The 15,179-nt window shown below is 50.9% G+C and carries 10 protein-coding genes; all 10 read right to left on the minus strand.

Going from position 1 to position 15,179, the window contains the following annotated elements; genetic code table 11:
* Positions 1-145 precede the first annotated feature (145 nt).
* Positions 146-1,768: a beta-N-acetylhexosaminidase gene (nagZ, locus tag JSQ80_RS00565; RefSeq protein WP_206093947.1), complete on the minus strand. Its 1,623-nt coding sequence runs from the start codon at positions 1,766-1,768 to the stop codon at positions 146-148.
* A gap of 50 nt (positions 1,769-1,818) precedes the next feature.
* On the minus strand, positions 1,819-3,429 hold the full coding sequence (locus JSQ80_RS00570; RefSeq protein WP_206093948.1) for a response regulator transcription factor: 1,611 nt from the start codon (positions 3,427-3,429) through the stop codon (positions 1,819-1,821).
* Positions 3,426-5,255 (minus strand): sensor histidine kinase, encoded by a 1,830-nt coding sequence (locus tag JSQ80_RS00575; protein ID WP_087433717.1) that lies wholly within the window; start codon positions 5,253-5,255, stop codon positions 3,426-3,428. Before JSQ80_RS00575 ends, JSQ80_RS00570 begins: the two co-directional genes overlap by 4 nt.
* Positions 5,256-5,282: 27 nt before the next feature.
* A complete protein-coding gene (locus JSQ80_RS00580) occupies positions 5,283-6,113 on the minus strand; it encodes a carbohydrate ABC transporter permease (RefSeq protein ID WP_087433716.1) in 831 nt (276 codons plus the stop codon).
* 1 nt (position 6,114) lies between these two features.
* Positions 6,115-6,999 carry a carbohydrate ABC transporter permease gene (locus JSQ80_RS00585; RefSeq protein ID WP_206093949.1) on the minus strand — a complete coding sequence of 295 codons (885 nt, stop codon included), beginning with the start codon at positions 6,997-6,999 and terminating at the stop codon, positions 6,115-6,117.
* 106 nt (positions 7,000-7,105) lie between these two features.
* Positions 7,106-8,476 (minus strand): ABC transporter substrate-binding protein, encoded by a 1,371-nt coding sequence (locus tag JSQ80_RS00590; protein ID WP_206093950.1) that lies wholly within the window; start codon positions 8,474-8,476, stop codon positions 7,106-7,108.
* 340 nt (positions 8,477-8,816) lie between these two features.
* Positions 8,817-10,499: an ABC transporter substrate-binding protein gene (locus tag JSQ80_RS00595; protein WP_206093951.1), complete on the minus strand. Its 1,683-nt coding sequence runs from the start codon at positions 10,497-10,499 to the stop codon at positions 8,817-8,819.
* A gap of 41 nt (positions 10,500-10,540) precedes the next feature.
* Complete coding sequence (locus tag JSQ80_RS00600; protein WP_087433713.1) at positions 10,541-11,431, minus strand: carbohydrate ABC transporter permease; 891 nt, start codon at positions 11,429-11,431, stop codon at positions 10,541-10,543.
* 18 nt (positions 11,432-11,449) lie between these two features.
* The gene (locus tag JSQ80_RS00605; RefSeq protein WP_140397881.1) at positions 11,450-12,433 is read right to left on the minus strand and encodes an ABC transporter permease; all 984 of its coding nucleotides are present in this window, start codon (positions 12,431-12,433) and stop codon (positions 11,450-11,452) included.
* Positions 12,434-12,653: 220 nt separating this feature from the next.
* A complete protein-coding gene (locus JSQ80_RS00610) occupies positions 12,654-15,050 on the minus strand; it encodes a helix-turn-helix domain-containing protein (protein ID WP_206093952.1) in 2,397 nt (798 codons plus the stop codon).
* Positions 15,051-15,179 lie beyond the last annotated feature (129 nt).

A 15,179-nucleotide genomic window follows, 5' to 3' on the forward strand; every position in this document is an offset into this window, starting at 1 on the left:
GCTTCTCTTTATAAAAAGTTTCTACTTTCGATCGTTTTTCTTCAGCAAAAGTTAAGAAATTGTTAAAAAATAAAACCTACATCTTTTTTGATGTAGGTTTTATTAAATTCAACGGTGACGGAAAGCGGAAATGCCAATGTCCGTATTAAGCCCGATGTCCGAATGGATATGCGGGAGAAATCGTAACCGGCAGCTTGCCATTGGCCTCTTGCCGGCCTAGGAGAACATTCGCCAAGGCCGACATCGTAGCCGGACGATTCTCGTAGCAGCACAGATAGGCCGGTGCTTGCGGGAACTGATTCAGATCGTACGGATTCCGCGTGGAGGCGACGATAACCCGTTTGTCGGTATCGCGGAGCAATCCTTCCACGATATCGACTTGCCCTTGATGCAGCATTGACACGGCATTATACGTCAGCACAATAATTTGACGATATTCCGCTGCCATCGCCAATGTGTCACGAACCTCTTCCGCGTCCGGATACGTGCTGATGCGCAGCTCCGTCACTTGCTTCACATGCGGCTGCAGCGCTGTCGCCACCGTGAAGGTCTGCGTAATCGGTTCATCGACCTCCGTACGCTGGCGAACTTCAGGCCAGATAACGAGCGTCGCCTCTTCCCGATCTATCGGCAAGCATTGCTTGTCATCCTTCACTAGCGTAATGCTATCGGCACAGATGCGCTCAACGACGGCCTTCGCTTCCGGCGTTCCGAACGAAGAAGCGAACTCCGGCGTTACATCCGCAAGCTGCTTCATTTGGCGTTTCTCCTTCAGGGCAAGCAGACGGTGTACGGATTCGTCGATCTGGGATTCAGAGATACGGCCGGTACGGACCGCATCGATCAAGGCCTCGATTGCCGCCACCTGTTCTGTGAATGTATGGCTAATCAGCACCAGGTCCGCTCCGGCTTCGACCGCTCTGACCGCCCCTTCGGCGATGCCGAATTCCTTCGAGATGGCATGCATCTCGAGGCAGTCGGTTACAATAACTCCATCAAACCCCAGACGCTGGCGCAATAATTGGGTCAGCACTTTCCGGGACAGCGTAGCGGGAATGTCATCCGGCTCGAACGCAGGGAACATGACATGCGCGGTCATGATGCAGTCCACGCCTTCTTTAATTGCGCGGATGAACGGCGCCAGCTCGATCGACATGAGACGGTCTTCGCTATGCGGCACGGCCGCGAGGCCATGATGGGAATCGACAGCCGTATCGCCATGACCCGGAAAATGCTTTGCCGTCGCGGCCACGTTGGCATCCTGCAGTCCGCGAATTTGCGCTGCCCCGAGCTCTGCGACCACGTCAGGACGCTCCCCGTAAGAACGGACGCCGATGACTGGATTTTTCGCATTGTTGTTGACGTCCACGCTAGGCGCAAAGTTCATGTTGATGCCCATGCGAAGCAGCTCTTCTCCGCAAATTTTCGCCGCATCATATGCATGCTCCGCGCTGCGGGTGGCACCGATAGCCATGTTGCCGGGAATGAGCGTGATCTCGTCCCAGTCGATACGCGCTACCATGCCGCCTTCCTGGTCAATGCAAATGAAGAGCGGAATATCGGTCTGCTTCCGGGAAATCGACTGCAGCTCACTCGATAGACGGCATACTTGCTCCGGATTTTCGACGTTGCGGCGAAAATAGATGATACCGCCTACTTCGTATTTTTCCAGCAGCGTGCGAATCTCCGTATTTACAGCCGGAGTTTGGAAGCCGCACATTACCATTTGGCCGATCTTCTGTTCCAACGTTAATTGACGATTGCTCATGCCACTCATCCCATCCTCTATATTATCGTGAAATTATTACTGATATCTGTTTAATCGTGATTATGTTCAGCAGACAGGGGCTGCTCGCGAAATTCAGACGGCGTTATCCCCGTATACTTCTGGAACACCTTCGAAAAATAGCGGCGCTCCGAATATCCGACTGAGGCCCCAATATGGGTGATGCTCTTATCCGTCATGCGCAGCATGGACTTGGCAAGATTCATCCGCTGCTTTGTAACGTATTCTACGAATGTCTCGCCGAAATGAGTCTTGAATAACAAGCTGAAATAGCTGCAGCTGATGCCGAGATAATCGGAGATTTCATCGATTCCGATATCTGAACTCAGATTGCGGTGAATGTAATCCTTGGCAGAAATCATAAGCAGTTCACTCGATTTCTTGTTCATCGCGTGTTCCTTCGTATGATTGATCAGCTGTGTAATGAGATTGTTCAAATCTTTGACGCTGACGCTGTGCTGCAGCCTGTTCCACATCGTTTCTTCTTCTTGGGAACTGACAAGCTCCAGCTCCCGCATCTCGCGCAGCAAATGAATGATGACATAATGAAGAAATTTCTCGACCCGCATCACGGATTGCTCCGGCATTAACAGCAGACCGGATTGAAGCGATTGCAAGCTCTTCTCCACCTTGCCTTTGTCGTTCTGCTTCATGCCCGATACGATATCTTCAACAAGCTGCCACTCCGATACGGATGCCGCTTGACGCGCATTGGACCCTTCGTCCACCTGCACCAGCTGCTCGTCGTCGGGATAGAGCACCAAGGAACGCTGCAGCCGCTTATACGTATTGGCAAGACAGGCAAGCTGAATCGGGCCTTTGTCCCAAGCCAAGCTAACCGTTAGCTTGACGTGCTCGCGCACCGCCCGCTGGAAGGATCGCGCCCAGCGAGCCATGTCCTCTTGCGAGACTTCGCACCGCTCTTTGGAATACTGCATCAAGACGCACCATTCCCCTTCGCGCATCTGCAGCACCGCATATTCGAGCCGCTCATCGCTTATCGCGTCTTGCAGGACGTTGCGCACCGCAAAATTCCATAATTTACGCTCGTTATCACTCCATGATACGGTATGCTGCACATATCCGTCCAGATCGATTAACAGCAACGCGTAGTCCAATTGATCGGCCTGAAGCCCGTCATCTGCTATCACGTACGGAGGAGTTCCCGCGGAAAAGCCCATCAGGACATCGAACATCATTTTCTCGTAAGCGAGACTAATGACCTTGCCCCAGCGCCGCTCCGACCGGTTCTTCTCCTGCTTCCGCGAACGGACGAGATTGGCAATCGTACGGACGGTCTGCTCCAACTCCTCGTAATTAATCGGCTTGAGTATATAGTCCCGTACGCCGTGCTGCAAGGCAATTCGGGCGTACTCGAATTCCTGATAGCCGGTCAGCATCATCACTTCGGCCTCGCTGCCCATTTTACGGACTTCCCGCAGAAATTCCATGCCATCCATCACAGGCATGCGAATATCGCACAAAATAAGGTCCGGATCTCGCTGACGGACGATATCGAGCCCCTCCGCTCCGTTGCGCGCCATGCCAACGATCTCTACCGCTAGCTCTTCCCAAGGAATAACCATTTTTAAATTGTTCAAAATATGAATTTCATCATCGATCAATAACGCTTTCACACTCATTCCGCTTCACCCTGTTCATATTTCGGTATGATGCATCGGATTATCGTCCCCATGTTCGGGGCGGAACAAATAAACAAGCCATAGCGAGAGCCGTATTGAATGCGGATACGATCTGCCACACTGCGCACGCCAAGTCCCCTGCGCTCCGTATTGTAAGCTTGATCCGCGATCGGCAGCAACGCTTTCTGTTCTTCGGACATCATATATTGGAACTTCTTTAGCTGCTCATTCGACATCCCTAATCCATTATCCTCAATATCGATATAAATTCGTTCAGCGTCATCGTAAGCGGCAATGCGTATCCAGCCTGTATGCGTAATTCCGTCGAACCCATGCTGAATGCTGTTCTCCACCAGAGGCTGCAGCGTCAGCTTCAATATTTGATTATTCAAGATATCGTCCGGAACATCGATTTCAAAGTTAAATAAATCTTCAAAGCGGAATTTCTGGATTTCCATATAACTGCGCAAGTATGCCAGCTCTTCCCGAATCGTAATCTCTTCCTTGTCCTGAATGCTGGTCCGCAATATGTTGCCGAGGCGGTAGACCATTTGGCTTACTTTGCGTCCTTCGTTCTGAATGGCGAGGGCATTGATCGATTCGAGCGTATTGAAGATGAAGTGCGGCTTAATCTGGGCTTCCAGCACGCGCATTTCCGCCATGTTCTTCTGCTTCTGCTCCTGCTTGACCTGGTCGATGAGCTCAGACACTCGCTCGGTCAACTGGTTGAACCCTTTGGCAAGCGTCGTCATCTCGTCATTGCCCTTTTCCTCCACGCGAACGTTCAATTCCCCGGTCTCAACCCGGCGCATGAACCTGACGATCCGGTTGACAGAGTTGGTAATACGGTTCATGAACAAGAGAAAGAACAGCAGGGCCGCTACGACGCAGGCGAACATAATAATTGCCACCCAAATTCCGAAATCGACCATCTCTTGCGTCAGCATTTTCCATGATGTCACCGAGACGATATACCAATCGAAATCTTTTAATTTGTAGGTGGAAATGAGACTTTCCTGCCCGTTGAAATCGGTCTTGTAGCTGTTGTACAGCGATGTGCTGTTAGCGACAGGCTCAATGACGGACTGCAAATTGCTCAGCTTATGTTCGTTGCCGCTCTCGTATAATATGCTTCCATTTCGATTCACTAGATAGAAATGCGGAGAATTGGGATTATCCCATTGGAACTTGTTGAATATCGAATCCAGCTCCCAATTCTTCACCTGCACGACGAGCACGCCCAAATTCCGCATGGAGCTCATGCTCTTAATCACTCTTATCTGGGTGAAGCCGTCTTCGTTGCCCGTAATCTCGGGGTATTCATTGGGCCCAATCCATAACGGGGCTCCTCTTCTCTTCAATACGTTCTCGTAAATTTCATGCTGCTTAAATTGTTCGAATGGAAGCGCTTTAAACCCTTGCTTGTCAAATATAGGAACAACTTGTTGCCAGCTCGAATCACTGCGGATATTGTATAAATAAGCAAAGTTGATCGATGGATGATTGTATAGCAGCAAGCGGAAATTCCGCTGATTGGCGTTCAGCTTCAAAAAATCGGCTTTGGCTAAGTTTTGTTCCCGCGGATTGCGGGCCGATAGTGCGCCCTCAATCACAGAGCTGCCTATGCCGAGGTCGGTTACCCTGTCCAATTCCGAGAACAGATAACTGACGCTTTTGCCTGTCGCTTTCAACGAAAGTTCCGCCTGCTGGTTATATTTCTCTTCAAGCATTTGAAACGCGATCCAGAAGGTTAACGTGCCAAGCAGCAGGAGCGGAATGATAATGAGGGTGACAAATGCCGTCATAAGCTTAAAGCGCAGGTTCATCCCATTTCACAGCTCCATCCGAGTAAATTAGCCTTTAACTCCGCCTGCCGTCAACCCTTCAATAATCTTCTCTTGCAGGATGGCATAAATGACCATGACCGGAACGACACTGTATACAATCCCCGCCGACATTTGAGCGTAGTTGATATTGTAAGCGTCCCGAAATCCGACCATGCCGACCGGAAGAGTCTTGAGCGAATCTTCCGACAAGAAATAGTTAGCCAGCAAGAATTCATTCCAATTCCCCAAGAAATTAACGATGAATACGGTTACCAAGGCCGGAACCGTTAATGGCATTATAATTCTAGCAAATATGGACGGAGCCCTCAACCCATCCACGACAGCCGCTTCCTCAATTTCCGATGGCAGCGAACGCATGAAAGCGGTCAGGATGACGATCGTAAATGGAATCGCGTTAGCCGTATAAGGCACCAACAGCGCCCAATGCGTATCAAGAAAGTTAAACTGCCGCATCAGATTATAAATAGGAAGCAGCAAGGCGTTGCCCGGTATGAGAATGCCGATCAGAATCAGTTGGAACAACCACGGGCTAAGCTTGTTGAACCGCATCCGCGTCAAGGCAAAGGATGCCATCGACGAGATTAGAATCGTTACGACCGAGGCGACAACGGCAATGTACAGACTGTTTAGAAAGTATGTGCTTATTTTGGCGTTGACCCAAGCCTCGGCATAGTTGCTGAATTTGAATTCCGTCGGAAGCCCGAACGGATTGCTTGCAATTTCCACGTTGTTTGCTTTGACAGACGAGAACAAAACAAAAAGAAACGGGAACAGAATAACGGCGAGATAGGCAAGCAATACGACGTGATTCATGCTGCTTTTAATTTTTTTGACCATATCAATATTCGATCCTTTCCGTTCTTTTTGCGACCAACAGCTGATACAACGCGGTAATGATAAGCGTAAAGATAAAGATTAGAACGGCGATGCTGTTGCCGAAGCCGTATTTGAAGCTCTTGATGGAATGCTTCAACATATAGGTCGCCATTACGTCCGTTGCCCCGGATGGCCCGCCCTTCGTCATGACGAGCACGATATCGGCCGCTTTCATCGCGCCGGCCACGGACAGCATAATGACGACAGAAATGATCGGCATGATGAGCGGAACCGTAATTTTCGTAGCCCGCTGCCAACCCGTTGCCCCGTCGATCATGGCTGCTTCGTCCAATTCCTTCGGAATGGCTATAATCGCCGCTAATACCATGACGATATAGAATCCCGTCCATTGCCATCCGTTCGTAATTAAAATCGAAATCATTGCCCAACTGCGATCAGAAAGCCAGTAGATCTTGTCTACGCCGAACAGCCCCAAGAAGTTGTTCATCAATCCAATATCTGGCTCGTAAATAAATCCCCACAAAATACCTATAACCGCTGTAGACATGACCGAAGGGGCAAACACTGCCGTTTTGTATAAGCCTTTGAGCTTCTTGACATTAGCGATAAGAAGCGAGAACAAAATAATGATCGGAACCTGGATAAACACGGAAAACAATATAAACAAGCCGTTATTTTTGACCGCTATCCAGAAATTCGGGTCCTTAACCGCCCGTGAGTAGTTATCCAAGCCCGTGAATTTCACGACTTTGGAAATGCCGTTCCAGCTTGTAAAGCTGTAATAGGTGGCATTCATTACGGGATATATAAAAAACAAAGTAAACAAGAATAACGTCGGAAGCAAAAATAAAATATAAGTGACTGGATGTCTTAGCGCTTTGTTCATCTCGTACCTCCATACTCCAGATAGTAGGCATCAGGTCTCTATTTAAATTCAGCACCACCCGGCCATTTGCGAGTGGTGCTGAATCGGTTGAATCAGAGGCAATGGATTATTGAGCTGCGTCAGTTTCCTCATTGACTTGCTCTTGCACCTTTTGCATTCCTTCAAGCATCGCTTTCGGCTCTTTTACGCCTTCGATGACTTGTTGAATGCCGGTTCCAAGCTCTGTATTGACTTCGGCTTGCACCAGTGCGTCAAATGCAGGCCAAGTGTATTTCACTTCATTCATCCGTGCCAAAATCTCTTGCATCAACGGATGCTCGGCTACTTCCTTCATTTTGCTTTCTTCAATCTTCATCGAAGGAAGCATGCCGTCTTCTTTGAAGGATTGCAATTGAACGTCTTCATTATAGAAATTCTTAATGAACGATTTGATGGCTGCAAGCTTGCGCGGATCTTCCGCCGCTTTCGCAGAGAACGCATAACCATTATTCGTATCCACCATGGAGCTTGTGCCCTCGCCCTCTTTCAGAGGAGGCATCAGGAAAAATCCGAACTTGTCTTTTGTATCCGCTCCAGCCGTCTTCTCATCCGTCAACGCGGAGTAAGCCCAAGAGCCGTCATACATCATGATAGCTTCGTCCGTGAGCAGCTGATTGCGCTGATTGTTATATTCCAAGCCGAGCTCGCCCTTCTTGAAGTAGCCTTTCTTCACCCATTCTTGGTGCTTCGTTACGGCTTCCACCATTCTCGGGTCATCCCATTTCGACTCGCCTGTTTTGAACCCGTTCGTAAATTCCGCTCCGGCATAATAAGCCCACAGGTTATTCGTCGTCATCAACGGAACCCATGCGTCTTTGGAGGCTTGCGCAATCGGAACCTTGCCGTCCGCTTTGATTTTCTCGGCAATCTGTTCCATTTCGGCCAACGTCTTAGGCAACTCTAATCCCTTTTCCGCGAAATACTTTTTGTTATAAAAGTAGCCTTCTATGGAGCCGCCTTTAGGCAAGCCATAGATTTTCCCTTCGTGTGTCCATGGCGTCAGTGAAACAAACTTGTCGCTCAGCCCCATTTCTTCGAGGATCGGCGTCAAATCGAGCACTAGTCCCTCTTTGGCAAATACCCCCACATCAGGGCTGCCGAATGCGTCGAAAATATCCGGAGGATTGCCCGCAGCCATTTCGCTTCTCAGCTTGTCCTTGCGGTTCACTTCACTCTCGACGCCGTCAAGCTTGATCGTCAGGCCCGGATTTTCCGCTTCCGTGTTCTTCACGACGGCTTGCAAACGAGAAAGACGATTTTTGTTGGAGTCTCCAATTTCAATGTGGCGCATCTTCATTTCGAACGGTTCGACTTTCTCCTCTGCCGGTTTATCCGTTCCCGCCTGCGGGGTCGCAGTTTCTTGTTTGCTGCTGCAAGCCGCCAGCACGGTGGATGCGATAAACAGAAGAGACAGCAGCATGACCAAACTCTTTTTCATATTTTGACCTCCCCATAAGTAATTGAATAATTACTACGCTTTCATTATAGAACTACTTCCAGCCCTTGGTAAGGACGACAAATTCATAATTGGGGGATAAAATTCTCCAATCGCCAAAGAGAGTTGTGCACGTTGACAAAAAAGCGCCCGTTCCGGCGGCCGGTAAAGGATCTCGCAACATTAGGCCCGCTCTAAAAAGAGCGCGAAACACGTTCTCCTCGATGGAGGGGTCGCCAAAAAGTCCTTTTGCCCACTCTCCCGACTATTCAGAATTGAGCTCGATTTCGGTTCATAAAAAAGACGGCCTGCTCCGTCGCAGACCGCCCGTTCCAACTTGCTATTATTTCTTCTTCGTATCGAGGGACTCTTGGTGAATTTCCAGGAAGCGCGTTAAATTCATGCCTTCGAGCGTCTGGATATAAGTGTCCCAATCTTTGTCCGGATCCGCGTCGCCAATAATGAAGCGAGCCATCATTTCATCCACGTAATCGTTAATCGTCTTCGATAAGTCTGACAGCTCGGCCGCCTGCTCATCGGTGAAGAACAGCTGTGGCAGGGCCATGTCCGCGTTTGGCTTGTACGGATCGTAATTTTTCTTCGTTTCATTATAGAGGATGACTTCGAGGCTCGGCTTGCCGTCATTCGGAACCGCCGAGCTTAGGCGAAGCTCGTTCGAACGGTAAGTCGGCGCTGTCTGCTCCCAATGGACATTTTGGATTTGCCCGTATTCCTTCAGCTTCGCCCACTTGGCCGGCTTGCCGTTAATGCCGATTTCGCCTTCCTTGGCCTCACGCCATTCCTCGCCCGGTCGTCCGATCGTCGTGCGCAGCGACACTTCCTCGTCATAGAAGCCATCCGCCCAGCGGAACGCCACGTCCGGATGCTTGGAGTTCTTCGTAATAAGGTAGGCGCCCAGCGAGTAGCCAAACGGGTTATAAGCGGCATACTGCACACCGTTCGGCCCCTTAAGCGCCGGAACCGTCACGTAATCGAGCCAGCGCCCGCTTTCGCCCGCGATTTGCGTGAATACGCCCTGATGTCCGCCAAGCGCCGCGCCCAGCACGACGTCACCCGACGATTCTCCCAGCTTGAGCAGCTGATCGCTGTCCTGCGTGAACACTTGCGGATCGATAAGCCCCTCGCTGTACAGCTTGTGCAAATATTTCAAGCCTTCGCGCCACTCCGGCTTGTTGTAGGCAACCTCGACCTTGCCGTCCTGCACATACATATGAACCCGGGATTCGCTGAATGTCGAATTGAAGACGAACGCATTCATAATAAATCCATCAATGCTCGACAGCCATCCGCTGCTGCGCGGCGCGCCGGACAAGACCACTTCATCCGCCTTGCCGTTGCCGTTCGGATCCTTCTCCTTGAACGCTTTCAGAACAGTGTAGAGCTCATCCGTCGTCGTCGGAACCTTCAAGCCAAGCTTATCGAGCCACGGCTTGTAAATCCACATCTTCTGCGCCATCGAGCAGTGGTAGCAATCGTTAATGCTCGGGAGGGCATAGATATTGCCGTCAGGAGCGGTAATCGCTGGTCCCAGCACTTCGTTCTCGTCCAGAGCCTTCTTGAAATTGACGCTATATTTATCAATATAATCGTTCAATGAGAGGAAGACGCCCTGCTTGCCATAAATCATCTGCTGCGCCGGAGTGACGCCGAAAGACATGATGACGTCCGGATAATCGCCCGATGCCAGCATCAGATTCAGCTTCTCGCTTGCGGATTGCTGCGGCACGACGATCCATTCGACGTGGACATTCGTCTTTTCTTCATACCACTTCGTAAATTCATTCGTCTCGAAGTTCTCGACCAAGGAATTGGAAGGCACCATGACCTTGAGCGTCACCTTCTCTTTCACAATCGGAAATGTGCCCTTCTCCGTTACAATCGACTCCGTATCCGCGCCATTTTCCTCGGCCGCCCCTTTGTCGCCGCCGCCCGAACATGCCGAGAGCATGATCACGGTCATCATCATGGCGCTCAAGAGAAGCGCGCTCCATCGTTTCATCCTCATTCATACTCCCCCTATCAATGAATGGTTATTCATGTTGCGGATCAACCTTTAATCGAGCCAATCATGATTCCTTTGACAAAATATTTCTGCACGAATGGATAAGCAGCGAGCAGCGGTGCGGAGGACACGACGATTAATGAATATTTCAACAGCTCGCGCAAGCCTTGCCGGGCGGCCGCCGTCTGGACGTCGCCAAGCGTCTCCTGGCTTACCTGGTTCTGTATTAAAATGTCCCGCAGCACAAGCTGCAGCGGAAACAGCTTCTCCTTCTTCAGGAAGATGAGCGCATTAAAGTATTGGTTCCATTGATCGACACCGTAAAACAATGTAATAACCGCGATGATCGGTCCGGATAACGGAAGCACGATGCGCAGCAGGAACTTGAAGTCATTGCACCCGTCCATCTGTGCGGATTCAAGCAGTTCCTTCGGTATGCTCGTTCGGAAATACGTCATCATAATCATGACATTCCAGACAGACAACGCCGTCGGTACGACCATCGCCCAGATCGTATCCAGCATTCCGAGCTCCCGCACGAGCAGATAGGACGGGATGAGTCCGCCGTTGAACATCATCGTGAAGACGAACAGGAGCGTGAACGCGCGCCGTCCCTTGAAGTCGCTGCGGGACAACGGATAGGCAGCGAGTATGGTGACGAACAAGCTGACTATCGTGCCAAGCGCCGTATAAATAATCGTATTCTGGAATCCCGTCCATACCATGCGATGACGAAACACCGCCTGATATCCTTCCAGCGAGAAATCAACCGGCCATAGCCATACCTTGCCAGAGATGACGGCGCTGGACGAGCTGAACGAAGCGCTCAGCACATACAGGAGCGGGTAGAGGACGATGATGAGAAACAAACCGAGCACGGCGTTGTTTACGATATGGAACAGACGATCACCTTTGGCAGAAGATAACGTGTCCATGGTTTGCCTCCTTTCGCATCACCATAAGCTCTCCTGCCCCGTCTTGCGGGCGGTGTAGTTCACCGTTACGATCAGCACCAGCGAAATGGCCGACTTGAACAGTCCGATGGCCGTGGCGTAAGAGAAATTCATCGCTTGCGACAACAGGCCGATCTTGTACACGTACGTGTCGATCACTTCAGATGTCTTCAGGTTGAGCGGGTTCTGCATCAAATAAATTTTTTCAAAGCCGGTTTCAAGCAGTTGGCCCGTGTTCAGAATGAGCAAAATCATGGCGATGGGCAAAATGGCTGGCATATCGATATGCCAGATCCGCTTCGTCCGCCCAGCCCCGTCCAGCACGGCCGCTTCATGAAGCGCAGGATCCACCGTTGAGAGCGCTGCCAAATAAATGATGCAAGAAAAGCCGATATGCTGCCAAATGCCCGACCATACATAAATGGATTTGAAATATTTCATTTCGCCCATAAAATGCACCGGGTCAATTCCGAACAAGCCGAACAATTGATTGATCATCCCCGTGCGCGGATCCATGAATTGCAGCAGCAATCCGACAAGGACGACGGTCGAAATAAAATGCGGCGCGTAGCTGACCATTTGCACCGTATTTTTGAACCAGCGGATACGGACCGCATTCAGACTGAGCGCAAGCAGCACCGGCAGCGGCGTGCTGACGACAAGCGAGTATATGCTGATGAACAGCGTATTCTCCATGATGCGCCAGAAATCGTAAGAATGAAAGAACCGCACGAAATGCTTCATTCCGGCCCAATCGCTCGCCCATATGCCCTTTACGACGTTATAATCTTTAAATGCGATTTGCGCGCCGACCATCGGCCCGTATTTAAAGATAAGGACGTACAGAAGGGGAATGAGGAATAAAGCGTACAACTGCCAGGATCGCTTCATGTAAGCGCCCAGCGCCATGGATGCTTTGCGCTCGCCCATCCTATTTGTTACGGTAAGCGAACGCTCTGTTTCTTGCTGTCTTTTTTCAGACAAAGACACACCTCCTGTTCCCCGGAATTTCGATCCGCCTTTGATATTGGATTCGGCACGACATCATGACGGCGCTTACAATTGCAGGTTCTTAGTGTTGCTCTGCTGAACGTATGCGCTCATCGCGTTCATCGTGCCCCTATTGTAGGACGATGGCCGGAACCGGGGAAAGAAGCGATTTTCACAATTTATTCACTTTTTGGGATTGAGGATTATTCCCTTTTCAGCTGCTTAACGTTTTTCGATATTCGCTGGCGCTCATGCCTTGGGTGCGTTTGAAAGCCCGGCTGAACGAGTTGAGTGAATTGTATCCGACCCGCTCCGCTATGGCCGTCACGGGCAGCCCTTGCTTAATCATCGCCTTGGCCGCTTCCAACCGCAGCTTTTCCACATAATCGGAGAAATTCATGCCGCGCTGTTCTTTGAAGAAGGCAGAGACATACGCTTCGGACACATGCAGCTCATCTGCCACCGCCGTCAATGAAAGTGAAGAGTCGGCATAGTTCGCATGGATGTACGTCATCATATCCTCGAACAGCGTCTCGTTCCTGCTCCGCTTGCGTTCATGGACGAGCCGGCACAAATGCGCGAATTCTTGTTCGATCAAGTGGAACAGCTTATGAAGCTCAGCCCCTTTCTTCATCAGCTTCTGCTGGAATAGCATATTATCGGCCAGCATCGGCGCATCAACCGTCTGCGACAGCTTCATGGCTGTCGCATATACATCCATAAGCAGCCACTGCTGCATCATGCGAGACAAGTGCCGCCTCTCCCAATTCTCTGTTCGAATCGCGTGAAGCGCCTCGATCAATTCCTCTTCATTGCCGCCGCGAACCGCATGAATGAGGCGAAGCTCTACATCCGGGTTATACGCATACATATCTTCGCATCCCGATTCTCTTTCACCCCACCATGTCCAAGCCGCTTCAGCATCCCGCTCGAATACCGACTGCAGCTGTTGCGCTTGTTCCAGCGAACGGGGCACATCGAGACGTCTCGCCACCATTCCGCCAACGGTGCAGATCGGAGTAACGTGCGATTGCTTCAGCCGCTTGCATAGCTCATGCAGCGTATGTTCAATCTCATGCTTGAAGCGAGCAGCCTCATCCTCCGGCGCCGTCTGGCCGCCGGCATGCGTGTCATAGAAGAGCAGTGCCACTTGATCCTGCTCGATATCGTGTACGTCGCAGGGCACGCTCGCCATGCCGAACGCTTCATCCATGACGACGAGCCGTTTCAGCTCCATCTCATGCAGAACGGAGGCGCTCCAATCGTCTCCGTGCCAGCCGAGCTGCAGCAGTGCTACCGCATAGCGGGAAGCGTTCCGCTCCAGCCCCGCATGCTCAAGCGAGGCGTGCAGCTGCTGTTCCGTCGCATAGCCGCCGCGAAGCCATTTATCGAACACGGCCATGCGGGCGTATTCCTGACGCTCGGTCAGCTTCTGATCGAGCGTCTTCGTCGTCTCGAGCAGCTCGGCGAACGCGTCGCGCAAATAGGCGAATATGTCCGGCCGTTTGCCGCGCAGCGTCATGCCTGGCTTAGCGTACGCGTTAACGTATGAATACAACCGCTCCAGCGGACGGCTGTGCCGATGGGATAGCCATAAAGCAAGCAGCACGACAACCGCTAAAGAAATGCCGACGAGCGTAAATGTCGTACGCTTGATGGCATGCACGCTTTCCAGGATGTCAGCAGCCGGCTGCGCCGCAATATACGTCCAGCCGGTCTTCGCGGAAGCTATCTGCGAGACGAGCATATCCTGTCCGTCCATGTCTGTGCGGTAATGTGAATTGCTCGTGGACACGGAACGTGCAATCATACGATTGATGGAATTCTCATTACCGCTCCCGATTGAGCCGATGATCTCGCCTTGCCTATTGATAATGCGCACGGTGCCGCCTTGCTGCACATCGATGCTCTGCAATATTTTCTCGATTTCTGTATGGGGAATAAGCGCAACGACGGCCCCTTGATAATACCCCGGATAACCGAGCGACCGCACATATGTCACCATCAGCTCCTCCGTCTGCCGGTAGCGCACCGTCCGCATGCCGATAAAATCTTTCAAATGAAAGGTCTTTAGCATCTCCTGCTTCCATTGCCGGATGTCCCAATCCCTATATCGAAGCACATCTCCGTAAAAGGAGTCGACAGATTCTACCCGATGGGGAGAAATGACGAGCGAGCTGTTCTGAAAGATAACGAAATAGTCCATCAAAAACCGGTTGCTCACGCTATAATCATCAAGCGCGCTGCGGGTCGCCATTACTTTGTACGTATTTGTGCCGACAAATGGATCCGACACCAGTTGAAACCCTTTGACTTTCGGATGATCGGCCACCTGCTGCACGATAGACTCCACTTCGGCGAACCGGGTCTCAAGCAAAGTCTGCGCCTGATACAGCGCTTTATCGTTCCGTTCCAGCACTTCGCGCTCCAGTACATCAATCGTTTCCCGGTAAGCAATCCACCCTGCAGTTAGCGTTAACACCAAGAAAAGCAAATAGGGCAGCAAAAAGCGAATCCATAGCCGTCCCATCAGCTTTTTTGTCCAGATGGAGCGAAGGCGCTCTCTTATGAAACCGCTTGCACGAATGGAATGTTCGGATGATTTCGGCATGCAATGGCCCCCCATTCGGTTTTTTGTTACTACCATACCAGAAAAAGATAGTCCTGAACATAAGGGGAGCCTTACAATTGATTAACTGAGATCGCTTTTAGTACCGATTACGAAATGTGGGATCAATAA

The sequence above is a fragment of the Paenibacillus apiarius genome, from assembly GCF_017052585.1.
GTDB lineage: Bacteria > Bacillota > Bacilli > Paenibacillales > Paenibacillaceae > Paenibacillus_B > Paenibacillus_B apiarius.